The organism is Streptomyces sp. NPDC044033, from assembly GCF_056434425.1.
In genome coordinates, this window is the sequence record NZ_JBWKFF010000001.1 from 647384 (window position 1) to 668917 (window position 21534).

Here is a 21534-nt window from a genome sequence, read left to right on the forward strand (position 1 = left end):
AGATGGTAACGGAGTAGAAACCAAGGTGGGTGAGAATCGGGAGGGGGGCGGGGTGGTGGACGCACTGACAATGGTTGGCGCCAGAATCCATCCCCCCCCCCCCCCCCCCCCCTGCGGCCGTCCGGACTTCGGGCAGACCCCCGCGGCTGTCCGAAGTCCGGGGCGAAAGGGCCCGGACACTCTCTCCTCACCCCCCTCCAGCGAAGAGAGAGCGTCGCGTCCGGGCCCCTGTCAGGCGTGAGCGGCCTGGGGGTTCCACATGGGGAGGAGCGTGGAATCGCCCGTGCTGGGGAATTTACCTAGGATTGACCGACACTTGCAGTGCCGGATCTGGAGGACCCTTGAGCGAGGCAGCGGGCGGCGAATCCATCAGCCGTCTCCTCCGCGCTTGGCGCGCCCGTACGGACGCCCGGCAGATCCCCGAACTCCGCGGCACCGAGCCCCGGCCCGGCCGCCGCCTCTCCCAGGCCCACGTCGCCCGGCTGACCGGCGTCAGCGAGGGCTGGTACCGCGCGCTGGAGGCCGGCCGGCGGCAGGACTTCTCGGAGGGCTTCCTGCTCCGGGTCGCCCGCGCGCTCGACCTGAGCGGAGCGGAGACCCTCACGCTCTTCCTCGCCGTCTGCGGCCGCCGCCCGCCGGAGGAGGCGCCACGGGACCCGCGGGGACTGCCCGAGGGCGTCACGGCGCTCCTCGGAAAGCAGGTCAGCTACCCCGCGTACCTCTCGGACATCGCCTGGAACGTGGTCGCGGCCAACGCCCTCATGGCCGAGTGGTTCCCCTGGTCCGTACGGCCCGGTGCCAACCTCATCCGCTGGGCCCTGCTCTCCCCCGAGGCCCGGGAGCAGATGCTGGACTGGGAGCACAGCTGCGCCCGTACGTACCTGGCCATGCTCCGCGTGGCGGCCAACAGCAACCCGGACAACGCCGAACTGCGCGCCCTGGTCAGCGAAGTGCTGGCCGCCGACGCGGACTGCCGCCGCATCTGGGCGCAGGGGAGCGAGGTCGTGGAGCACCGCGACGGGCACGTCTTCCGCCTGTGCCTGCCCTTCCACGGCGGCCGGGAGATCCGGGTGACGAGCCATGTGCTGCTGCCGATACAACGGACGGACCTGCGGTTCGTGTTCATCACGCCGGTGGACGAGGCGGGAGCTTAGGACTCACTCCTCACAAGAGTGGTGGGCTTGACCTGCTCGAAGGCCGGTGCCGTGGACGGGGCTGTCGGGCAGCGGGACGCGGGACGCGGTCGGCCACGTCGCCGCACGCGATAAACCTGGCGACATCGGCGATCACCTCCGGGACACTGGTCGCCCATGGATGAGGTCAAACATGGATGAGGTCGAAGTCGTCGTCGCCCACTCCGAGCGCGCGACCCTGCGCGTCGGCGACGTGTTCCTGAAGGTGGACGCCGATCAGGCGCGCATCGACGCCGAGGTCGAGGCGATGGCCCTCGCGCCGGTCCCGACCCCGGAGGTCCTGTGGCGCAAGCCGCCCGTGCTCGCGATCGCCGCACTCCCGGGGGCGACGCTCGGGCGCCTCGGCGGGCCGTCGACCGGGCCCTCGACCGGGTCGCCGGAGGCGTGGGCCGCGGCGGGCGCCGCCATCCGGAAGCTGCACGACGCGCCCCCGCCGCCCCGGCCCGGCCGGGCCGGACGGAGCATCGTCGCGCTGGCGGCGGAACTCGACGACGAGTGCGAGCTGCTCGTGACGAACGGCCTCCTCCCCGCTGACCTGGTCACCCGCAACCGCCAGGTCGCCGAGGCCGCGCTCCGGCCGTGGACTCCGGCGTTCACACACGGCGATCTGCAGATCGCGCACGTCTTCGTCGACGGCGACGAAGTCACCGGCATCATCGACTGGTCCGAGGCGGGCCAGGGCGATGCCCTGTACGACCTCGCCACCTTCACGCTCGGACACGAGGAGCGCCTCGACGACGTCATCGCCGGCTATGGCACCGACATCGACCTCGACGTGATCCGCGCGTGGTGGTCGTTGCGAAGCCTGCTGGCGGTTCGATGGCTGAGCGAGCACGGCTTCGACCCCTTCGCGCCGGGCTGTGAGGTCGACGTGCTGAGATCCCGGATGTGAGGCTGCGCGGGCCCGACTGCTCCGTATGCGGCCGGTCGCCGGGGCCGCCGGGGCCGCCGGGGTCGGCGGGGCCGGCGGGGTCGCCGGCCGTCAGGCGGTGGGCCAGCTGCGCAGAGCCATGTCGGCCACCTGCTGGAGGTCGTCGCGGGTGGTGCCGCCGGCGGCTTGGACGGCGATGCCGTTGGCGACGGTCATGACGTAGCGGGCCAGCTGCCCGGGATCGGTGCCGGGGGGCAGGTCGCCTTCGTCGACGGCTCGCCGGAAGCGGTCGGTCAGGCGGGAGGTGCCCTCGTTGCGCCAGGCGACGAGAGCGTCGCGGACTTCGCGTCCAGCGCTGCCCGCGGCGAGGGAGGCTTGCACGCCGAGGCAGCCGGTGGGGCAGCCGGGGCGGGTGGTGGCCTGGACGGAACCGTTCAGGATCGCGGTGGCCACCTGCCGGGCGGTCGGCTCCCGCAGGGCCCGGACCCCGTACGAGGCGGGGCCTTCGGCATAGCGCTCCAGGGCCTTGCGGAACAGCTCCTCCTTGTTGCCGAAGGCCGCGTACATGCTGGTGCGGGTGATGCCCATGGCGCTGGTCAGGTCGGTGAGGCTGGCGCCTTCGTAGCCCTGTTCCCAGAAGACCCGCATGGCGCGTTCGAGGGCCTCGTCGGCGTCGAAGCCCCTCGGTCGGCCGATCGGGCCCTTCTGTCGCGTCTCCATGCCCTCGATCCTACTGCTTCCGTACCGATCGGTGCTGATGTGTTACGGTCCAATTCAGTACTGATCGGTACTGAATTCTGCGAAGGGGACGTCACATGGGGCAGCTCGAAGGCAGGACCGCCGTCGTCACCGGCGGCCACACGGGGATCGGCCTGGCCACCGCCGTACGGCTGGCGGACGAGGGCGCGTATGTATTCGTCATCGGCCGGCGCAGGGCCGAGCTGGACGCGGCCGTGGAGACCATCGGCCCGGCGAGGGCCACCGCCGTGCCGGGCGACATCACCGACCTGGCCGACCTGGACCGGCTGTACGACGCGGTACGCGCCCGGGGCCGGGGCCTGGACGTGGTCTTCGCGAACGCGGCGACCGCCTCGCTCGCCCCACTGGGGCAGATCACCGAAGAGCAGGTCGACCAGACCCTCGGAGTCAACGTACGGGGCACGCTGTTCACCGTGCAGAAGGCGCTGCCGCTGCTCAACGACGGCGCCTCGGTGATCCTCAACGCCTCCACCGCCGCCGAGAACGGTACGGAGGCGTTCAGCCTGTTCGCGGCGTCCAAGGCCGCCGTCCGGTCCTTCGCACGGGGCTGGGCCAACGAACTCAAAGGCCGCGGCATCCGCGTCAACGCCATCTCCCCGGGCCCGATCGACACCACCGGCATCACGGACCTCTTCGGCGAGGAGAACGCGCCCGCCGTCCGGGCGAACCTCGCAGCGGGCGTCGCGATAGGCCGGATGGGACGCCCGGAGGAGGTCGCCGCGGCAGTGGCCTTCCTCGCCTCCGAGCAGAGCAGCTACATCCTCGGCGCGAATCTTTACGTCGACGGCGGCGAGAACCAGATCTGAGCAGTGAGCCGTGAGCCGTGAGCGGTGGCGCTGCCGCCCCCATGTGCCCCCTACTGGACCAGGTCACCCCGGAGAACGACGACGGCCGTACGCGCGGATGCCAAGCTGACAGGAGCTTGCGGGCCGGGGAGAGCGGGCCGGGGAGAGGGGGCCACAGTGGAAGGCGTTGAGCCCGAGCCGCCGATTCGTATGCGCGCATCAGACGCAGAGCGGGAGCGCGGAGCCGAGATCCTTCAACAGGCGTTCGCCGAGGGCAGGTTGGATATGGACCTGCTCCAAGGGCGCCTGGACGCGCTGTGGCGGGCCGCCACGCGCGACGACCTGTCGGCGCTGACCCGGGACCTCGCCCCGCGGCCGGGACCGGAGCCCGCGCCGATGAATCTGAGCGCGGGGCACAACGCCAAGGTGTGCAAGGAGGGCCGGTGGCCGGTGCCGCGGCACATCCGCGCTGTCGCGGAGAAGGACGGCCGCATCCGGCTGGACTTCACCGAGGCGGACTGCCGGCACCGCGAAGTGTTCATCGAGGCCGTATGCGTCAGCAACGGCCCGATCACCCTCGTGGTCCCGACGGGCTGGGCCGTGCACACCGACGCGGTGGCCGTTCGCGGCAACGGCAAGGTCATCAACACCGCCACGCAGCCGACGTCCCCGTCCGCCCCCGTCATCCACCTGACCGGCCTCGCCGACCGGGGCCGCATCACGGTGAGCCACCCGCCCCACCGCAGTCGACGCCGCAGCCGACGCCGCGGGCTGCGATTCGGTGCGCGCCCGCGCGGCTCTGCGGGTGGGGGCGCGGGGTAGGCACGGGCACGGGCCTGTTCCGGTGGAGCGGGTCCGGTGGAGCGGGTCCGCTCCCAGGAGCATGAGGGCTGCCGCCGCCCGTGCCCGCCGTCCGCACCCGCCGCCCGCGCCCGCCTCCGCGCCTGGCCGGCCCCGGCATGCGATCACGGAACCGGCCTGCTCTGGCCCGGCCCCGGGAACGGAGCGGACCGCAGGCGCTGCATCCACAGGGAGCTTATGTACTGGCCGTTCTTCACGGCGTACTCGTGAAAGGTCCCGACCTCGGAAAAGCCGAACTTGCGGTGCAAGGCCACCGACGCGTGGTTCGGCAGGGCGATGCCGGCGAGGGTGACGTGTACCGGTTCGTCGTCCAGAAGGCCGAAGAGCGCACGGTACAGGGCGGTTCCCAGCCCCTGCCCTCTGCTGCCCTCACCGAGCCCGACGCTCACTTCGACCGTTTCCCGGAACGCGTCCTGGGCGCGGTAACGCTGGCTGCACGCGTAACCGAGAACCTGGGTACCGCGGCGGACGACGAGCATCCGGTACGGGCCCGCCCCCGCGAACTGCGCGAACCAGTCGCGCCGCTCCTCCGTACGCAGCGACCTGGTGGCGAACCGGGCGTGCGAGGTCGCGGCCGTGTGATTCTGGATGGCGACGATCCCGGGCAGATCACGCGCGGTCGCGGTCGCGGTCGTGGTCGCGGGGTTGGGGGTGGGGGCAGGGGCGGGGGCGGGTTCGGTGGCCGTCTCGTCAATCTCGTACACGGCAAGGCTCCTTGAGGCCGGGCGGGAGGCGGGAGGTCGTACGGGCACGCTATGGACGCCGCCGATCACGCGGAACCCCATGATTCGAAGCGGCTGGCCATAGGGTGCGCCTATGGCTCTGGAACTCGCGGACCTGCGGGTCTTCGTCACCGCCGCCTCCGCCGGCTCGCTGTCCGCCGCGGCACGTGAGCTACGCGCCGCACAGCCGTCCGTCAGCGAGCGGTTGCGCCGGCTGGAACGCCTCGTCGGCAAGCCGCTGCTCGACCGGTCGAGCCGAGGAGTGTCACTGACGCCCGCGGGAGAACGGCTGCTGCCCCACGCGGAGCGGTGCCTGGAACTGGCGGACAGGGCCTTGGACATCGCCCGGGAGGACGACACCCAGGGCGGCACCCTGCACCTGACCACCCACGCCGGCTACGCACCGCTGGCCGTCCCCTTCGTCGTCGGTGCCCTACAGCCGCTCAGGTACGCCGTCGTGGTCGACGACCAGCACAGCCCGAGCGCACTCCGACGCGTGGCCGCGGGCACGACCGACATCGCCATCACGCTGCCGGTGCCGCACGCCCATGAGGTACGGCTGCGCAAGTTCCGCAGCGAGCCGGTCATCGCGGTCTGCCGCCCGGACCACCCACTCGCGGCACGCCCTTGCGACACCGCCCGCTTGAGCGGTCACCCCCTCGCCGTGAACCTCTGGGGCAGCGGGGCGGACCTCTTCCACGAACAGCTCCTGGACGCCCCCACCCGCGCGCAGCAGCTCTACCGCATCAGCTCCGCCGAGACCGCGGCCGACCTCGCGCGCTCCGGGCAGGCCGTCGCCGTCCTCACCCGCGCCACCGTCGAACGCGACCTCGCCGCCCGCACCCTGGTCGAACTCGACGTGAGCGACATGCCCGAGTGGCACGTCGACCTCATGGCGGCCCACCACCGCGAACGCGCCGCCGAGCCCGCTATCGCCGCTGTGCTCAGGGCCCTGGACGGGTTCGAACTCTGACGCGATGAGCCCTCGGGTTGGGGGTGGGGGCGTTGGGGCGCCGCCGCGATGGGACGGGTGTGATGGGAGGGGTTGGATGGGACGTGTGTGATGGGACGGGTGGGGTCGGGGCTGGTGGATCGGCTGGGGGTTTCGTTTCGGACCCTGCGAGTCCAGGGCGGTGGAGGGGCGGTCCGCTGGGGAAGGGTTGCGCTGGGATGCTGCCGCGTGGGGCGGTATTGGGGGTGGGGTGGGGTGGGTGCCGGTTTCGTCTCGGGCCCTGCGGGCCCAAGGCGCCGGCAGCGGGAGGGAGGGGGGCGGGCTGCTGCCGGTTGGCTGGGTGCGGGGGAGTCGGCGGCCAAGGTCAAGACGGGCTCCGCTGCGCTCCGCCGCTGGCTGCTGCCGCGATGGGGCGGGGGCCGGTGGGTCGTCCGGCGGTTTCGTCTCGGACCCTGCGGGCCCAAAGACCGCTGGCAGCGGTGGAGGGTGGGGGCGGGGCTGAGGGGGGTTTGCCGCCCCGGGGGAGGTTCGTGGCCGGGCCTGGTGGGACACCCGGTGGTGGTGGGGCTGGGTTGGTTGCCTGAGGGTTCATACAGCCCCGCCGTTGGCTCCCGCAGGGATCAGAGGCGAGAAGCCGCCCGGCAAAGCGGGCATAGGGGACGGGAATTGGGTGGCTGTCCGCCCCTGTTGCGCAGTCAACCAAATAGAGCGGGGCATATAGGACAAGACCGCCACCATGCCCCGCCCTGCCGTTTAAGGGGCGAGAAACTGCTGCCCGGCGCTCACTCTGTTGCACTGCCCAGCCCCAACCCACCCGCAGCCAGGGCCGGTCCGGCGTCTTTGGGCCCGCAGGGCCCGAGACGCACCCTCCAATCGAAGCTCCGGCCCCCGCCTCATCGCGGCAGCAGCCAGCGGCGGAGCGCAGCGGAGCCCGTCTTGACCTCAGCCGCCGGCCCGCGCGCACCCAGTGAACCGACCGCAAGTCGCCCCCCTCCCTCCCGCTGCCGGCGCCTTGGGCCCGCAGGGCCCGAGACGAAACCCGCAGTCGCCAACTGCCAATGCCGCCCCGTTTTCGCTGAGGCGTGGGCTCGACCTGACGTGTGGGCTCGGAGCCCTCCGCGTTGAGTTCGGCCCTCGGTACTGGTGGGCTCCGAAGTAGCCACGCGCCCGTACGGTCGTAAACGGCCAGGGCCGGAGCCGCGACCTGTGACTCCGACCCGGACCGCCTTGTGCGCGAGGCTCAGTCGGCCCGTCGAGCGGAGTCGAGAAGCTCGCGGTAGCGCTTGGCGTGCAAGGCGAGGTCCTCGTCGGAGACGGTGCGGGCGCCGTGCAGAACCAGCGGCTCGGCAAGACGCATGCCGATCAGGCGGGCGGTGGCGTCGATGGGCGCCAGCAGCTGGGTCAGCGTGAAATGGGAGGTGGGATTGACGGAAGCGTACGACTCTTCCGGCCCGCCTGTGGAGGTGACCAACTGGAGGGTCTTGCCGCGCAGCGCGGAGCCTTGGCTGCCGTAGGCGAAGCCGTAGGTGAGGACCTGGTCCATCCATGCCTTGAGCACTGCCGGGACGGAGTACCAGTACCAGGGGAACTGCCACACGATCCGGTCGTGGTCGCGCAGCAGTTGCTGCTCACGGGCGATGTCGAAGCGGCCATCGGCGTAGGCGGGCCCGATCTCGTGGACGGTGACGTGCGCGAGGTCGCTCACGGCCTCGGCCAGGCGGGCGGTGATGCGGGAGGAGGCCAGGTCGGGGTGGGCAACGACAACCAGGGTGCGCGAGGAGGGCGGGCCGGCTGAGGTCGCGGAGAGGGGGCTGGGATGGTTCACCGCGGTTGATCCTTGACTGTGGTCGGCTTACGGGGGAGTCGGAGCAGCTGATCCGTACGCCACCGTGGACGTCGATCACGTCTGTCGGTGACACAGGTGACACAGGTGACTCACTTGACGGGGCAAGTGGCCCGCGCCTCGATTTCTTGTGACGGATCGTTCCGTTACGGAGTTTGTGACGGATCGATCCGTCTGTCAAACTGGCGCCGTGCCCAGCGCGCGGCCGAAGGGCCCACCGCGCGCCGCGTCGGCTCGATGCGACGCATGACAAGCAGAAGGAGCGCGCCATGGCTCGCAAGACAGCGGAGGAGAACCGGCGCCACGTCCTGGCCGTGGCGAGCCGCCTGTACTACCAGCGCGGCATCCGCGCCGTCGGCATGGACCTGGTGGTCAAAGAGAGCGGGGTCGGCAACGCCACTGTCTACCGGCAGTTCCCCACCAAAGACGCTCTTGCCAGCGCCTTCACCCAAGACCGCGCCGACGCCTGGTTCGCGCGCATGCGCGAGGCCACCGACCAGGTCGACGACCCGCGCGAGAAACTCCTCGCGATCTTCACGGCCGTCATCGAGGAGACCGGGCTGCCCACCTTCCGCGGCTGCCCCATGCTCAACACCCATACCGAGTTCCCCGACCCGGAGCACCCCGCGAACCGTGTCGCGGTCGCCCACGAGCAGCGGGTCCGCCACTGGATGCGTGACTTGGCGGCCGACGCCCGCGCCCCCGACCCCGAGCAGCTCGCCGACGATCTGACCCTCGTCCTCAACGGCGTCTACGTCACCGCCACCGTCCTCGGACCCCAGGGACCCGCCCAGCGCACCGGTGAGCTCGCCCGCCGCCTCATCTGGACCGCCTGCGACGAACCTGACCGCCCCTGAACCCGGCACCACGCCTGACCGACCGACGGACTGGCCGGGCGTCAGGAGGGGGCCTCGGTGGCGAACCTGGTCTACAAGCGGGCCTCGACCGACTGGCAGTCCACCGACCGGCAGTCCACCGACCGGCAGAACCTCGTCCTGACCGAGGTCGGGATCGAGGTCCCGGTCGCCTTCGAGGAGGAGGCCGGTGCCTCCAGCCGCTTCCACCCGCTCCAGCGGCCGAAGTTCAACGAACTGCTCACGTACGCGCGGCCGGGCGACGCCGTACACATCTCCGAGAAGCTCCGCCTCGACGGCCTCGAAGTCCCGCACCACGACCGCATCGCCCACTGTCGGCCCCCGACGGTGCCCAGGACCTCCGGGCTGACCCGGCCCAGCGCAAAGCCCGCCGCGAGTACGAAACCGCGTCAGCACCCTCGCCCCGACCGGATCGTGATCCGGGTCAGCTGCCACCGCTAATGTCCGTTCGGATGCTGCCCGAGGGCCAGTTCGGCCCAGACGGTTTTGCCGACCGTACGGCCCTCCACTCCCCAGCGGTCGGCGAGCGTACGGACGATGAGCAGGCCCCGGCCGAACTGGTCGTAGTACGGGTCCGCCTCCCGTTGGCGCGGCTGACGTTCGCCCTTCGGGTCGGTGACGGCCACCCGCAGGACCGGCCCGCTGAGGAACAGTTCCACGCGGAAGAGGCGTTCCCGCAGGCACCCGTGCAGCAGCGCGTTGGTGATCAGCTCACTCGCCAGCAACGCCGTGTCCCCGGCCACTGCCTTGTGCCCCCATTCGCAGGTGAGCCGCGCCACGCGTCGCCGGGCCACCGGGACGTTGTACGGGTACGGGGTGTAGTCGACGACGTCGTAGCGATCGTCCGGTTCGCCGATGCTTACGTCCATGGACGCGCACCTCCTCGTGCGGTCGTGGAGCCCGTACGCCGCGCCAATCACCTTCGGTGTCTATGCCGTTCCGCGCAGGGCGGAGCGGTGCACTTCCGCTGGGTGAATGCGCCGCTGTGCGAGCGGTTGCGTACGTACAGTAGCGACCACACTGTTCTGGGCTCAACCGCTTCGGGGAAGTTCTTCCCCAGATTTGGCAATGTCTCGACTCAGGGTGAGGCGAGGCACAAGACTGTGTCGGGTGAGACGAACAGATCAAGGGAACCGGACGTCAACTGTTCTGGGACGCAGGCTCGGTGGGGAGCTGCTGCGTCTGCGTGACGCCGCAGGGAAGACTCAACAGCAAGCGGCGCAGATACTCAGCGCGACCGGGACGAAGGTCGTGAAGATGGAGCGCGGCTGGGTTCCGATGCGTGACCCGGACATCCGGGCCCTGTGCGAGTTCTACGGTCAGACGGATGCCAAGGAGGTCAGTAGCCTTCTCAGCCTTGCAAAGCTCGACCGCGAACGTCGCAAAGTGAAGGGTTGGTGGAAGCAGATCCCCGAGGCGAATCCCATGGCGGAGTACATCGCCATGGAGGACGCTGCGGTTCGCATCCGCACCTGGCAACTTTCCCTTATCCCGGGCTTGTTCCAGACCGCAGAGTATGCACGATCGTTGGCGGTAAGCAGCGGTGGCTGGGATGACCCCGATGAGATCGAGCTCATGGTCGAGATCAAGATGAGGCGACAGGCGCGTCTGTTCGGTGACCACCCGGTGCACATCTACGCAGTGATCTGGGAAGCGCTTCTACGCCAACTGGTCGGTGGAAGCCATGTGATGCGAGGGCAGTTGGAGCACGTACTGGAGGTTGCGACTCTGCCCAATGTTCGGCTTCAAGTGCTGCCGTTCAGCGCTGGAGGACACCCCAGTGTGGTCAACATGTTCAACATCATCTCCTTCGCCGAAGAGGAGGCTGTGGACGTGGTCTACACCGAGACGACGATGGCTTCGCTGTGGTTGGAGAGCCAGGCAGAAGCTGTCGTCCACGGTACTTATTTTGACCGCACCGCAAGAGCGAGTTTGGCGCAGCGAGACTCGGCTGTGTTGATCGATAGCATCCGCAAGGAGATTTGACAGGGTGGCTGTGTTCGAGTTTGTGAAGTCCAGTTACAGCAAGACTGATGGCGACTGCGTCGAGATAGCCACCAACCTCCCCGGCGTCATCGCCATCCGCGACTCCAAAACCCCCACCGGCCCCACCCTCCATGTCACCCCCGCCGCCTGGTCGGCCTTTAGGGACGCCATAGTCCACGGGGCGCGATCTGAGAACCTTTCGCGAGTCCATGAAGCGAGGGTGTGATCTGTGACCTGGACTGCTGTACGGGGTAGCCCTGTTGGTGCGCGTGAGTACATCTGTGTCCGTGGAGCCGGGTAAGTCGGCTGGTCACCGATGCGACTGTGGATGCCGCATCGCACGGGGAATGCGGCCGACGGCGCGTAGCGGGAGGCAGATGACGCCCCGGACCTGAATCGGTGGCAATGGCGCGTCGTACGCACGCAAGCTGTCGCCGGAGTCGGTGTGACCGGCCGGGTGGGGTGGGCGACAAGGCTGCCGTCGCCGTGTCGTGAGCGACGCGGTCCTCTGCCTGGTGACCCGGCCGATCACCCCCGGCCGGCGCTGGTTTCGGCCACGCCCGCAGTGCATCGATCGCGGTGTCGATAGCGGCCAGGGCCGCGGTCATGTCGAGACCCGCCCTCGCTACGAGCGAGTGGGCTGGTGACCGTCGGAGCCGCCGAAGCCGTCGGCGCAGCCGATTGTGTGGTGAGGCGGGCGCACATTCCGTCGGGCCGGCATGTGGTCGGCATGGTGCCGCTCGTTGCTCCTCCTGAGGACGGATCACCCGGTGGCCGCGGCAGATTTCGCCCGCTTGCCTGCGTTGCGATCACCCACCCGATAGGTTCATCTCATGCCCGGCCGTCTCCTGGAACTCCACGTTGAGAACTTCCGCAGCCTGCGTGACGTGACCATCCCCCTCGGCCCGCTCACTGTGCTTGTGGGGCCGAACGGGGTGGGCAAGTCAAACGTACTGAAGGTTTTCGATTTTCTCGCTTCGATCATCCGAACCGACCTTCAACCCGCGCTCGATGAGCGCGGCGGTTTCGATGAGGTGGCCTTCTGGGGTGGCGCGAGGCCGCCGACATCAATGAAGATCCATCTCAAGGCCACCTGGACGACTCACGCGAGCCTGAAGGCGCCGGACGAGTACTCGCTGAACATTCGTCGGCGCTCTATGCCGAACAGTCGTGACTCGTACACTCTGTCGCGCCAGGAGAGTTTCGCGTTCAAGCGGACTCAGGGGCGAGGGCGACGCATCACGATCTCGGGCGGGGAAGCCCGAGTGGTCGACAAGAAAGCGGGGCGGGAGTCCGACGGCGGCAGCTTCGGTATCCAACGGCTGAGCAGCGGGTTGTCCACCTTGCCTCGGCTGGGACGTTCGGATGGTGGCGAGGAGGTCTCTCGGGTAGCCGAACGTCTCTCTTCGTTCAGAGTGTTCGATGTAGACGTCGCCGCTGCCCGTCAGCCCACACGCGCTCGCTCCACTCTGGCCGGCCGCTTGGAATCCCACGCGGAGAACCTGGCCGCATTCCTGGTTCAACTCAGCGCTGACGAGGAGCGCTGGGGCCTTCTGACGAAGGACGCACGCCGGATACTGCCGCAATTGGAGGCCATCGAGTTCGAACAGGCCGGGGGGTACTCCGATCGACTCGCTGTCGTGCTCCACGAACGCGGTCTGCGGCGTGCCACCCCGCTCGCCGACGCCTCGTTCGGCACGGTGCGTCTCCTGGGCTTGCTGGCCATGCTCTACGATCCGAACCCGCCGGCGCTCACCTGTGTGGAAGAGATCGACCATGGTCTGCACCCGCAAGCGCTTGAGCTGATCGTGGAGCGGTTGCGGGAGGCGTCCGAACGGACACAGCTGATCGTGGCGACCCACTCGCCCTCACTCGTCGATCGCCTGGTACCGCAGGAGTTCATCGTGTGCGACCGCGACGATGAAGGTGCCTCGATCATCCCCGCGCTCTCGGCGGAAGAGGTGGAGGACATCGTTGAGGTGACTGGTGACCAGCCGCTTGGCGAGCTGTGGTTCTCCGGTGTACTCGGCGGCGACCTGACGGAGGACGAGCTGTGAGCCGCAGAGGCATGAATAAGTCTCCGGGTAAGGGCATCGTCGTGCTCGCGGGGGAGAGTTCCAACGATCGGCGCATGCTCGCCGCCCTCATCAAGTCGGCCCATCCTGGCCTCGCTGCGGCCGTCACCCTCACCGAGATCACTGATCCCGTGCGGTTGCGGAAGAAGTCAGGCGCTGAACTGGCGACAGCTGCCGAATGCCTGGTGAAGAAGGCGCGCGGCAAGGCGAAATGCAAGGCAGGGCAGTTTGTAGGCATCGCGGTTCACGAGGACATGGACGCCTGTCTCGGCCCGGGGTATGACGCTGCACGCCGCGCCGTCTCCACTGCGCTTTCCAAGGCGGCCGCGTCGTCCTCGTCCGTGTATGCCCTTGCCGCGGCCGAATCCGAAGCGTGGCTCTTGCTTTTTCCTGATGCGTTTCAGCTTTATAGGCCGTCGTGGAAGATCCCCGCACAGTGGCGGGGTCGGGATACGGGGCGGCGTCAGACCCCCAAGAAAGACCTTGAAGCTGAACTCACCAGCCCGCGTTTTCGAGAGAGCGACGGACCTGAGATCGCCTCCCATGCCCTGGAGCACGGGCTCCTTGCCGAGCCCGTCGGCTCGAACCGTTCCTATAGCGAATTTATCGAGGACCTGACCGGCTGGGATATTCCTGCTCCGTCCGGCCGGTGAACTCTCTCTGCCTCGGGCAATGGGGTGTGCTGGGAACCAGTCGCCGTGTTCTGTCCGGATTCCTCTGGTGCCAGTCACCTCCGGCATTCCGGTATCAGGAATGAACCGGCCCCGCATCCGCATCCGCATCCGCATTCGCATCCGCGCTCGCGTCCGCCGCGGGGCCCATGCCGTCGCTCACTGCCGAGCAGCCGTCACCAGCGATGGGCCGTGAAGTCCACCGGCTGGGGGCGGTATTCCTGGGACCGGGCCGCCAAGTGGTGCATGCGGCGGGACATCTCGTCGGCCGGGAGGTGGCGGCGGTCGCCGTGGCCGGGGAGGAGCCATTCGAAGCGGAGGTGGTCGGCCGTACGGGCCAGGGACGCGGCGAGTACTTCGATGGAGTACCAGGTGATGTACTCCGCGACCTCGATGTCGCCGCTGGTGCGGGACCAGTAGAAGCTGTCGCCGCTGAAGCAGTAGCGCTCATGGGCCACGTAAAGGACGCTGCCCTCGGTGTGGCCGGACAGGGGGTGGGCGATCACGCCCTCCGCTACCTCGACCGGTTCCGTACCGCGGATGACCTGGTCGGCGTCGGGCGCGGCGTCGAGGTCGCCCTCGTGGATCCACAGGCGGGCGCCGTAGTGGTCGGCGTAGCGGCGGCCGTGGGCGGCGTGGTCGCGGTGGGTGAGGAGGACGTCGGTGATGGGGCCCAGGGACTCGTAACGGGTGGCGAGTTCGGCGTTCCAGCGCGGGGTGTCGATCATCAGGACCGAGCCGGAGGGGAGCTTCAGCAGGTAGGAGTTGGCGGCGGCGGTGTGCGTGGAGTTGTGACCGCAGAAGTAGAGGCCGTCGTCCAGTTCCATCGGGTACGGGTCCAGCGTCGGGTCCAGCCGCAGCGACGGGTGGCGGATGGAGCGGGTGTGGCAGGCGTACGCGGCGGCGTGGAGTTGCTCTAATTCGTGCTGGTCGCGCGGCTGGTGGTGGAGTTCTGAGCGGCCGTCGGCCTCGATGAACAGGTCGGGGGCGACCTGCCGGACGACATCGCAGTTGGTGCAGCGGTCGTCCACGTACCAGCCGTCGGCCGCGGCTGATGGCTCGGTGATCGGGTCGGTCGTCACGGGGCGGTTCCTCCAAGGTCGGTGGCCTCCAGGGTTTCCCGCGCCGTCCGGAAAGCGGAAGAGGCCAGAACCTTGTTGTTCCCGTGGGGTGCCGCTCTCGCGACGGTCGTTTTGTCATGGGCCGGTCAATCGCAAGTCCGGATCGTGGACAGGGTCTCCTTTATGCATACCTGATGTATCTATGCTGTGCGCATGTCACCCGCTCCCGCCCCCGCGCCGGCACCCACGTCCGCACCCAAACCGCTCCCCGCGGCCGAACGCGTCTACGCCCACATCAAGGAAGCCGTCCTCGACCGCCGCTACGAGGGCGGCACCCTGCTCACCGAGGGGGACCTCGCGGAAGCGGTCGGGGTGTCGCGTACGCCCGTACGCGAAGCGCTGCTGCGGCTGGAGGTCGAGGGGCTGATCAAGCTCTATCCGAAGAAGGGCGCGCTCGTCCTGCCCGTATCCGCGCAGGAGATCTCGGACGTGGTGGAGACGCGGCTGCTCGTCGAGAAGTTCGCGGTGGCCAAGGCCGTGCCCGCGCCCGCCGGGCTCATCGCGCGGCTGACGGAACTGCTGGCCGACATGCGGCGGCAGACCGAGACCGGGGACCTGGCGGCGCTCTCCAACAGCGACCGCGCCTTTCACGCCGCGATCGTGCGCAGCGCGGGCAACCAGATCCTGTCGCGCCTCTACGACCAGCTGCGGGACCGGCAGTTGCGGATGGGCGTCGCCCTGATGCACGCCCACCCGGGCCGGATCGCGAAGAACATCACCGAGCACACGGAAATCCTCGACGCGCTGCGCGCCGGGGACGTGGCGGCGGCCACCGAAGCCGTGCACCAGCACGTGAGCTGGGTGCGAAATCTGGCGCAGGGGGATGTGCGATGAGCAGTGCGAGTACTGGTGCCGGCGGTGGCTCCATAGGGCTGCCCGGTGACCCGCCGGGCGGTCGGCGGGCACTGGGCATCTGGGGACTGGGCGTCGGCGTCTACTTCGTGGCGATCATCTTCCGTACGAGCCTCGGCGTCGCGGGCATCGACGCCGCCGAGCGGTTCCACATCAACGCCTCCGCCCTCTCCACGTTCTCGATCCTGCAACTCCTGGTCTACGCGGGGATGCAGATACCCGTGGGGCTGATGGTCGACCGGCTCGGGACCAAGAAGGTTCTGGCGCTGGGGGTGGTGCTGTTCACGGTGGGGCAGTTCGGGTTCGCGTTCTCGCACTCGTACGGGATGGCGCTGGCCTCCCGCGCCCTGCTCGGCTCCGGCGACGCGATGACCTTCATCAGCGTGCTGCGGCTCGGCTCGCGCTGGTTCCCGGCCCGCCGCGGGCCGATGATCGCCCAGGTCGCGGCGCTCTTCGGGATGGCGGGCAACCTCGTGTCGACGATGCTGCTGGCCCGGCTGCTGCACAGCGCCGGGTGGGAGAAGACGTTCGCGAGCAGTGCGCTGGCCGGGGTCGCCGTCCTCGCCCTGCTGCTGGTCTTCCTCAAGGACCACCCCGAGGGGTACGAACCGGCGCCCCAGTCCCACGTGGGCAAGGGCTTCGTGCGCCGGCAGATCGCGCTGGCCTGGCGGGAGCCCGGCACCCGGCTCGGGATGTGGGTGCACTTCACGACCCAGTTCCCGGCGATGGTCTTCCTGCTGCTGTGGGGGATGCCGTTCCTGGTGGAGTCGCAGGGGCTCTCGCGGGGCGTGGCCGGCGAGCTGCTGACGCTGATCGTGCTCTCCAACATGACCGTCGGGCTCGTCTACGGGCAGGTCATCGGCCGCCACCACGCGGCCCGGCTGCCGCTGGCCCTCGGTACGGTCGCGGCCACCGCCACGCTGTGGGCCGTGACGATCTTCTGGCCCGCCGACAGCGCGCCGATGTGGCTGCTGGTCGTGTTGTGCGTGGTGCTCGGCGCGTGCGGCCCGGCGTCGATGATCGGTTTCGACTTCGCGCGCCCGGCCAACCCGCCGGAGCGGCAGGGCACGGCCTCCGGCATCGTGAACATGGGCGGCTTCATCGCGTCGATGACGACGCTGCTCGCGGTGGGCGTACTGCTGGACGCGTCCGGGAACAGCTATCGGACCGCGTTCGCGTCGGTCTTCGTCCTGGAGGCGCTGGGGCTGACCCAGATCCTGCGGCTGCGGGCGCGCGCACACCGCCGGGAGAAGGAACGCGTCGTGGCATCCCGGGTGGAGACGGTGCACGTACCGGCTTAGGGGTGTCTGCGGGTGGGGGTGGCGGCGTGCGGCTGTACGGACGTGTCTGCGGGTGGGGGCGGCGTGCGGCCGTACGGACGTGTCTGCGGGTGGTTGTGGCCGGTGCGCGGCTGAACGGGCTGGACTGGGCGGTGGAGCCGTCGGAGCGCGGCCGTACCCGTGCCGACGTGCGGGTGTCCCGACGCGCGGATGTGCCGACATGCGGGTGCGCCGACGTACGGGTGTCCCGACGTACGGGCGTTGGCGCGCGGTCGTGTCCGTACGCGTGCCAGGCCCGCGGCCGTACTCATGCGTACGCGGCCCGCGGCCTCACCCGTGCGGGCACAACACGCGTCCGTACGGGCGCGGCGACGCGCGCGAAGCGCTACGGCGTCACCGCGAACTCCCGCAGGATCGCCTCCGCCAGCGGCCGGTCACCCTCGATCTTGAGCTGGTCGGCCACCGCCTCCGGCCGGACCCGGCCGCACGCCAGTCTCAGATACGTCTCCCAGTCCAGGACCAGCGTCGCCGTCGGCCCCAGCGACACGCTGCCGTCGATGGTGCCCTTGCCCTCCGCGTCGACCCGGACCGTCCGCATGAACTCCAGCGGGCCGTGCACATCGAAGACGACCGCGGAGCCGGGCGGCGCGCCCGCGTCGCTCGCGACGACCTTGGGAAGCGCGCGCAGCAGGAAGTCGCGGGTGAGCTGGGCGCCCGCGGAGTCCAGGTTGCCCGGCGTGCCGAGCGCGCGCCGCAGGTCCTGCTCGTGCACCCAGACGTCGAAGGCGCGTACCTTCAGGGCGCGTTCGAGGGTCTGCTCGGTGGAACTGCCGAGCGGCCAGCGGATCGGGGTCTGCGGATCGCGGGTCTCGTTGCGCAGCTGCCGCAAACGGCGGATGAGCGTGTACTCCAGCTCGGAGGTCATCTCCGGCGAGGTGTGGCAGCGCCGCACGTCCACCTGGACCTCGATGTAGCGCGAGAACTCATCGGTGACGTGGTAGAGATCGCGCGGCAGGGTGTGGATGGGGCGCGGGTCGCCGAGCATCTCGCACTCGATGCCGATGACGTGCGAGACGATGTCGCGCACGGACCAGCCGGGACACTCGGTCGCCCGGTTCCACTCGCTCTCGACGAGCGGTGTCACCAACTCCGATATGGCTTCGATGGAATGGGTCCAGGCGTCGATGGAGGTCTGAAGGTTTGGGTGGACGGTCACGGAACCCCTCGGGCGGTTCGTACGCGGTCTGGGTGCTGTTGTGCAGTTAAGTTACGCTGCGAAAGAGCACCCCGGCAGTGCTTTCGTCTCTGATCGTAGGCCCGGAGCGACGGCTCGAATTATTAGGCGGTGGTAGTGTGCGCGCCTCTCTTATCCAGATCGAGGTAGACCCGGACGAAACGGTTGAATCGCGCCGGGTGCGCGCCGGTTCACTCGTACGGGAGCAGCGCGGCAGCGACCTGGTGGTGCTTCCCGAGCTCTGGCCGGTGGGCGCCTTCGCCTTCGAGTCGTTCGCGGATGAGGCCGAGCCGCTGGACGGCCCGACGGTCGAGGCGATGTCAACGGCCGCGCTGGACGCCGGAGTCTGGCTGCACGCCGGTTCCATCGTCGAGCGGGACCCGGACGGGCCGCTGTACAACACCTCCCTGATCTTCTCCCCCGACGGCGAACTCGCCCGCATCTACCGCAAGATCCACCGGTTCGGCTTCGACAAGGGTGAGGCCGTGCTGATGGGCGCGGGCGACGCGCTCGTCACCGTGGGCCTGCCTGACACCACGGTCGGCATCGCCACCTGTTACGACCTGCGCTTCCCGGAGATGTTCCGGGCCCTGGTGGACGCGGGCGCGCAGACGCTCGTCATCCCGGCCGGCTGGCCGGCCCGCCGCCGCGCCCACTGGTCGCTCCTCGCCCGCGCCCGCGCGGTCGAGAACCAGGCGTACGTACTGGCCTGCGGCACGGCGGGCACGCACGCCGGGGTGGAGCAGGCGGGGTACAGCGTCGTCGTCGACCCGTGGGGCGAGGTGCTCGCCGAGGCGGGGGCGGCCGAGGAGGTGCTGACCGTGGAGCTGGACATGGCGCGGGTGGCGAAGACGCGGGAGGAGTTCCCGGTGCTGAAGGACCGGGTGCTGGGACGCTGAGGGGCGGCCGGGCCGTGCCCGTACGGCCCGGCCCTTGACCGGGAGCGGCCTTTGCCTCGGCCTCTCAGCCCCTCGGTCCCTCGGCCCCTCGGCCCCTCGGTCCCTCAGTCCCTCAGTGCCCGTGTCCGTGCTCGTGCTCCTCATGCTCGTGCTCGGCCAGGCGGTCCACGCAGACCGCCACCGCGATGAGCAGCGCCGGGTCCGCGTCCTCGCGCACCACGTTCACGGCGTACGTCTCCCGCAGCCGGAACCACTTCCGCGAGATGTGCGCGAGCAGCTCGCCGTCGTACTCGATGCCGTACTCCTTGTCGAGGACGTCCCCCGACACATCCAGCTCCGTGCCGTCCGAGAGCTCGACGCGGTAGTGGTCGCGCAGCGGCGAGAAACGCTTCTTCTTGACGGTCGCGAGCGTCTCGCCGTCCCGGTCGATCTCCATGGTGTCGCGGAAGGCGAACATCTTCTTGTGGATCACGGCCAGCACCGGACCGTGCGGGGCCTTCAGCTCGAACGTCTCCCGCAGCCGCAGCGCCTTCCCGTCCACGAGGAAAGCCTTCTCGCCGTGCTCGTCGGTGATCCAGTAGTCGTCGCCGATGGCGAGCATGCGTTCACGCACCTGGTATTTCATGGCAGACAGGTTCCCCCGGCCGCCGCAGGAATGCGCGCGGGGGCCGGTGATGTTGGATGGGGGCATGGCTTCACGTGCACGCGTCCGCGCCCCCGAACTCACCGGCCAGGGCGGTTGGCTCAACACCGGCGGTAACCCGCTCACCCTCGCTGACCTGCGAGGACGCATTGTCATCCTAGATTTTTGGACGTTCTGCTGTGTGAACTGTCTGCACGTCCTGGACGAGCTGCGGGAGCTGGAGGAGAAGCACCGCGACACCGTCGTGATCATCGGCGTGCACTCCCCGAAATTCGTGCACGAGGCGGAGCACCAGGCGGTCGTCGACGCGGTGGAGCGGTACGAGGTGCACCACCCGGTACTGGACGACCCCGAGCTCGCCACCTGGAAGCAGTACGCCGTACGGGCCTGGCCCACGCTCGTCGTCATCGACCCCGAGGGGTACGTCGTCGCCCAGCACGCCGGTGAGGGGCACGCCCACGCCATCGAGAAGCTGGTCGCGGAGCTGGAGGACGCGCACGGGGCGCGCGGGACGCTGCGGCACGGCGACGGCCCGTACGTGGCCCCCGAGCCCGTGGCGACCGATCTGCGCTTCCCCGGCAAGGCGCTGCCGCTGCCCGGCGGGAACCTGCTGGTCTCGGACTCGACGCGGCACGCCCTCGTGGAGCTGGCCCCGGACGGCGAGACCGTGGTGCGGCGGATCGGCACGGGCGAGCGCGGGCTCGTGGACGGCGGGCCCGAGACGGCGCGGTTCAGCGAGCCGCAAGGGCTGACGCTGCTGCCGGACGGGCGGGTGCTCGTCGCCGACACCGTCAACCACGCCCTGCGCGCGTACGACCCGGCGAGCGGCGAGGTCACGACGGTCGCCGGGACCGGGCGGCAGTGGTGGCAGGGGGCGCCGACGAGCGGCGGCGCCCGCGAGGTGGACCTGTCGTCGCCGTGGGACGTGGCGTGGTTCGCGGACCGGGTGTGGATCGCGATGGCGGGCGTGCACCAGCTGTGGTCGTACGACCCGGCAGCCGGGACGGTACGGGCCGAGGCGGGCACCACCAACGAGGGACTGGTGGACGGGCCGGCCGCCGAGGCGTGGTTCGCGCAGCCGTCCGGGCTGGCGGCGTCCGCCGACGGGGAGCGGCTGTGGGTCGCGGACTCCGAGACGAGCGCTGTGCGGTGGGTCGAGCGGTCCGGCGGCGGCGATGGCGACGCTGACGGTTTCGCCGTCCGTACGGCCGTGGGCACCGGGCTCTTCGACTTCGGGCACCGGGACGGCGGCGCCGCCCAGGCGCTGCTCCAGCACCCGCTGGGCGTGACGGCGCTGCCCGACGGCTCGGTCGCCGTCGCGGACACGTACAACCACGCGCTGCGCCGCTACGACCCGGCGACGGACGAGGTCACCACGCTCGCCACCGATGTGCGGGAGCCCTCCGGCGCGGTGCTGGTGGACGGCGACATCGTCGTCGTCGAGTCCGCGCGGCACCGGCTGACCCGGCTGCGGCTGCCCGAGGAGGCCGTACGGGTGGAGTCCGTCGCGCACCGCACGCAGCGTGCGGCGACCGACGTGAGCGCGGGCAAGCTCACCGTGGACGTCGTCTTCCAGGCCCCGGCGGGCCAGAAGCTCGACACCCGCTACGGCCCCTCCACCCGCCTGCTCATCAGCTCCACCCCGCCGGAACTCCTGGCGGAGGGCTCGGGCGCGGGTACGGACCTGAGCCGGGACGTCCTGCTCGCCGAGGGGGCGACGGAGGGCGTGCTGCACGTCTCCGCCATGGCCGCCTCCTGCGACGACGACCCGGCGAACGAGTACCCCGCGTGCCACGTCCACCAGCAGGACTGGGGCGTCCCGGTCCGCGTCACGGACGGGGGCACGGGGCGGCTGGCGCTGGTGCTGGCGGGGATGGACGGCTGAGGGGACTGAGGGGGCCTGAGAGGGCCT

At 69.9% G+C, this 21534-nt stretch carries 22 protein-coding genes; 15 read left to right on the forward strand and 7 right to left on the reverse strand.

What is annotated here, in order from left to right; genetic code table 11:
* Positions 1-341 precede the first annotated feature (341 nt).
* Both AC07AB_RS02850 and AC07AB_RS02855 read left to right on the forward strand, forming a co-directional pair.
* A complete protein-coding gene (locus tag AC07AB_RS02850; RefSeq protein WP_478558924.1) occupies positions 342-1154 on the forward strand; it encodes a helix-turn-helix transcriptional regulator in 813 nt (270 codons plus the stop codon).
* A 172-nt stretch (positions 1155-1326) separates the two neighbouring features.
* Positions 1327-2085, forward strand: coding sequence for a phosphotransferase family protein (locus AC07AB_RS02855; RefSeq protein ID WP_478558927.1), 759 nt, complete (start codon positions 1327-1329; stop codon positions 2083-2085).
* Between the two features lie 90 nt (positions 2086-2175).
* On the opposite strand, the gene AC07AB_RS02860 is transcribed toward AC07AB_RS02855, so the two are convergent.
* Positions 2176-2784 carry a TetR/AcrR family transcriptional regulator gene (locus AC07AB_RS02860; protein WP_478558930.1) on the reverse strand — a complete coding sequence of 203 codons (609 nt, stop codon included), beginning with the start codon at positions 2782-2784 and terminating at the stop codon, positions 2176-2178.
* Between the two features lie 95 nt (positions 2785-2879).
* Here AC07AB_RS02860 and AC07AB_RS02865 point away from each other — a divergent pair, with 95 nt between their 5' ends.
* Both AC07AB_RS02865 and AC07AB_RS02870 read left to right on the forward strand, forming a co-directional pair.
* Positions 2880-3629 (forward strand): SDR family NAD(P)-dependent oxidoreductase, encoded by a 750-nt coding sequence (locus AC07AB_RS02865; protein WP_478558933.1) that lies wholly within the window; start codon positions 2880-2882, stop codon positions 3627-3629.
* A gap of 189 nt (positions 3630-3818) precedes the next feature.
* Positions 3819-4430 carry a DUF1707 SHOCT-like domain-containing protein gene (locus AC07AB_RS02870; protein WP_478558935.1) on the forward strand — a complete coding sequence of 204 codons (612 nt, stop codon included), beginning with the start codon at positions 3819-3821 and terminating at the stop codon, positions 4428-4430.
* A gap of 143 nt (positions 4431-4573) precedes the next feature.
* On the opposite strand, the gene AC07AB_RS02875 is transcribed toward AC07AB_RS02870, so the two are convergent.
* Positions 4574-5173, reverse strand: coding sequence for an N-acetyltransferase family protein (locus AC07AB_RS02875; RefSeq protein ID WP_478558938.1), 600 nt, complete (start codon positions 5171-5173; stop codon positions 4574-4576).
* A 112-nt stretch (positions 5174-5285) separates the two neighbouring features.
* On the opposite strand from AC07AB_RS02875, the gene AC07AB_RS02880 reads away from it, so the two are divergent.
* A complete protein-coding gene (locus AC07AB_RS02880) occupies positions 5286-6164 on the forward strand; it encodes a LysR family transcriptional regulator (RefSeq protein WP_478558940.1) in 879 nt (292 codons plus the stop codon).
* 1219 nt (positions 6165-7383) lie between these two features.
* Here the strand turns inward: AC07AB_RS02880 and AC07AB_RS02885 are convergent.
* Positions 7384-7968 carry an NAD(P)H-dependent oxidoreductase gene (locus tag AC07AB_RS02885; RefSeq protein ID WP_478558943.1) on the reverse strand — a complete coding sequence of 195 codons (585 nt, stop codon included), beginning with the start codon at positions 7966-7968 and terminating at the stop codon, positions 7384-7386.
* 287 nt (positions 7969-8255) lie between these two features.
* Between AC07AB_RS02885 and AC07AB_RS02890 the strand changes: the two genes are divergently transcribed.
* Together AC07AB_RS02890 and AC07AB_RS02895 are read left to right on the forward strand one after the other, a co-directional pair.
* On the forward strand, positions 8256-8843 hold the full coding sequence (locus AC07AB_RS02890; RefSeq protein ID WP_478558946.1) for a TetR/AcrR family transcriptional regulator: 588 nt from the start codon (positions 8256-8258) through the stop codon (positions 8841-8843).
* Positions 8844-8900: 57 nt separating this feature from the next.
* Positions 8901-9302, forward strand: coding sequence for a recombinase family protein (locus tag AC07AB_RS02895; protein ID WP_478558949.1), 402 nt, complete (start codon positions 8901-8903; stop codon positions 9300-9302).
* Here the strand turns inward: AC07AB_RS02895 and AC07AB_RS02900 are convergent.
* Entirely contained in the window at positions 9299-9730 is a 432-nt protein-coding gene (locus AC07AB_RS02900; RefSeq protein WP_478558952.1) for an ATP-binding protein, read from the reverse strand. The genes AC07AB_RS02895 and AC07AB_RS02900 overlap by 4 nt on opposite strands.
* 241 nt (positions 9731-9971) lie before the next feature.
* On the opposite strand from AC07AB_RS02900, the gene AC07AB_RS02905 reads away from it, so the two are divergent.
* The 4 genes from AC07AB_RS02905 to AC07AB_RS02920 all read left to right on the forward strand — a co-directional run bounded on the left by AC07AB_RS02905 (position 9972) and on the right by AC07AB_RS02920 (position 13575).
* Complete coding sequence (locus AC07AB_RS02905; RefSeq protein WP_478558955.1) at positions 9972-10847, forward strand: helix-turn-helix domain-containing protein; 876 nt, start codon at positions 9972-9974, stop codon at positions 10845-10847.
* Positions 10848-10851: 4 nt separating this feature from the next.
* On the forward strand, positions 10852-11073 hold the full coding sequence (locus tag AC07AB_RS02910; protein ID WP_478558958.1) for a DUF397 domain-containing protein: 222 nt from the start codon (positions 10852-10854) through the stop codon (positions 11071-11073).
* 607 nt (positions 11074-11680) lie between these two features.
* Positions 11681-12904 carry an AAA family ATPase gene (locus AC07AB_RS02915; protein WP_478558961.1) on the forward strand — a complete coding sequence of 408 codons (1224 nt, stop codon included), beginning with the start codon at positions 11681-11683 and terminating at the stop codon, positions 12902-12904.
* A gap of 11 nt (positions 12905-12915) precedes the next feature.
* Positions 12916-13575, forward strand: coding sequence for a hypothetical protein (locus tag AC07AB_RS02920; RefSeq protein WP_478558964.1), 660 nt, complete (start codon positions 12916-12918; stop codon positions 13573-13575).
* A 194-nt stretch (positions 13576-13769) separates the two neighbouring features.
* Here the strand turns inward: AC07AB_RS02920 and AC07AB_RS02925 are convergent, their stop codons facing one another.
* Positions 13770-14675 (reverse strand): 4Fe-4S domain-containing protein, encoded by a 906-nt coding sequence (locus AC07AB_RS02925; protein ID WP_478558966.1) that lies wholly within the window; start codon positions 14673-14675, stop codon positions 13770-13772.
* A 192-nt stretch (positions 14676-14867) separates the two neighbouring features.
* Between AC07AB_RS02925 and AC07AB_RS02930 the strand changes: the two genes are divergently transcribed.
* Positions 14868-15548 (forward strand): GntR family transcriptional regulator, encoded by a 681-nt coding sequence (locus AC07AB_RS02930; protein WP_478558969.1) that lies wholly within the window; start codon positions 14868-14870, stop codon positions 15546-15548.
* The gene (locus AC07AB_RS02935) at positions 15545-16867 is read left to right on the forward strand and encodes an MFS transporter (RefSeq protein WP_478558972.1); all 1323 of its coding nucleotides are present in this window, start codon (positions 15545-15547) and stop codon (positions 16865-16867) included. The genes AC07AB_RS02930 and AC07AB_RS02935 overlap by 4 nt, the downstream gene beginning before the upstream one ends.
* Positions 16868-17231: 364 nt before the next feature.
* Here the strand turns inward: AC07AB_RS02935 and AC07AB_RS02940 are convergent, their stop codons facing one another.
* Positions 17232-18062: a maleylpyruvate isomerase family mycothiol-dependent enzyme gene (locus AC07AB_RS02940; protein ID WP_478558975.1), complete on the reverse strand. Its 831-nt coding sequence runs from the start codon at positions 18060-18062 to the stop codon at positions 17232-17234.
* Positions 18063-18199: 137 nt separating this feature from the next.
* On the opposite strand from AC07AB_RS02940, the gene AC07AB_RS02945 reads away from it, so the two are divergent.
* Positions 18200-18979 (forward strand): carbon-nitrogen family hydrolase, encoded by a 780-nt coding sequence (locus tag AC07AB_RS02945; RefSeq protein ID WP_478558977.1) that lies wholly within the window; start codon positions 18200-18202, stop codon positions 18977-18979.
* Between the two features lie 112 nt (positions 18980-19091).
* Here AC07AB_RS02945 and AC07AB_RS02950 read toward each other — a convergent pair whose 3' ends face one another.
* On the reverse strand, positions 19092-19604 hold the full coding sequence (locus AC07AB_RS02950) for an LURP-one-related/scramblase family protein (RefSeq protein ID WP_478558980.1): 513 nt from the start codon (positions 19602-19604) through the stop codon (positions 19092-19094).
* Between the two features lie 64 nt (positions 19605-19668).
* Between AC07AB_RS02950 and AC07AB_RS02955 the strand changes: the two genes are divergently transcribed.
* On the forward strand, positions 19669-21507 hold the full coding sequence (locus AC07AB_RS02955; protein WP_478558983.1) for an NHL domain-containing thioredoxin family protein: 1839 nt from the start codon (positions 19669-19671) through the stop codon (positions 21505-21507).
* The last annotated feature ends 27 nt before the right edge of the window (positions 21508-21534 follow it).

Excerpts from the sequence above, each read along its gene's own strand:
- AC07AB_RS02855 (WP_478558927.1), top strand. The coding sequence starts at position 1,327 with ATGGATGAGGTCGAAGTCGTCGTCGCCCACTCCGAGCGCGCGACCCTG.
- AC07AB_RS02930 (WP_478558969.1), top strand. The coding sequence starts at position 14,868 with ATGTCACCCGCTCCCGCCCCCGCGCCGGCACCCACGTCCGCACCCAAA.
- AC07AB_RS02950 (WP_478558980.1), bottom strand. The coding sequence starts at position 19,604 with ATGAAATACCAGGTGCGTGAACGCATGCTCGCCATCGGCGACGACTAC.
- AC07AB_RS02860 (WP_478558930.1), bottom strand. The coding sequence starts at position 2,784 with ATGGAGACGCGACAGAAGGGCCCGATCGGCCGACCGAGGGGCTTCGAC.
- AC07AB_RS02915 (WP_478558961.1), top strand. The coding sequence starts at position 11,681 with ATGCCCGGCCGTCTCCTGGAACTCCACGTTGAGAACTTCCGCAGCCTG.
- AC07AB_RS02880 (WP_478558940.1), top strand. The coding sequence starts at position 5,286 with ATGGCTCTGGAACTCGCGGACCTGCGGGTCTTCGTCACCGCCGCCTCC.
- AC07AB_RS02870 (WP_478558935.1), top strand. The coding sequence starts at position 3,819 with ATGCGCGCATCAGACGCAGAGCGGGAGCGCGGAGCCGAGATCCTTCAA.
- AC07AB_RS02935 (WP_478558972.1), top strand. The coding sequence starts at position 15,545 with ATGAGCAGTGCGAGTACTGGTGCCGGCGGTGGCTCCATAGGGCTGCCC.
- AC07AB_RS02900 (WP_478558952.1), bottom strand. The coding sequence starts at position 9,730 with ATGGACGTAAGCATCGGCGAACCGGACGATCGCTACGACGTCGTCGAC.
- AC07AB_RS02920 (WP_478558964.1), top strand. The coding sequence starts at position 12,916 with ATGAATAAGTCTCCGGGTAAGGGCATCGTCGTGCTCGCGGGGGAGAGT.
- AC07AB_RS02955 (WP_478558983.1), top strand. The coding sequence starts at position 19,669 with ATGGCTTCACGTGCACGCGTCCGCGCCCCCGAACTCACCGGCCAGGGC.
- AC07AB_RS02890 (WP_478558946.1), top strand. The coding sequence starts at position 8,256 with ATGGCTCGCAAGACAGCGGAGGAGAACCGGCGCCACGTCCTGGCCGTG.
- AC07AB_RS02865 (WP_478558933.1), top strand. The coding sequence starts at position 2,880 with ATGGGGCAGCTCGAAGGCAGGACCGCCGTCGTCACCGGCGGCCACACG.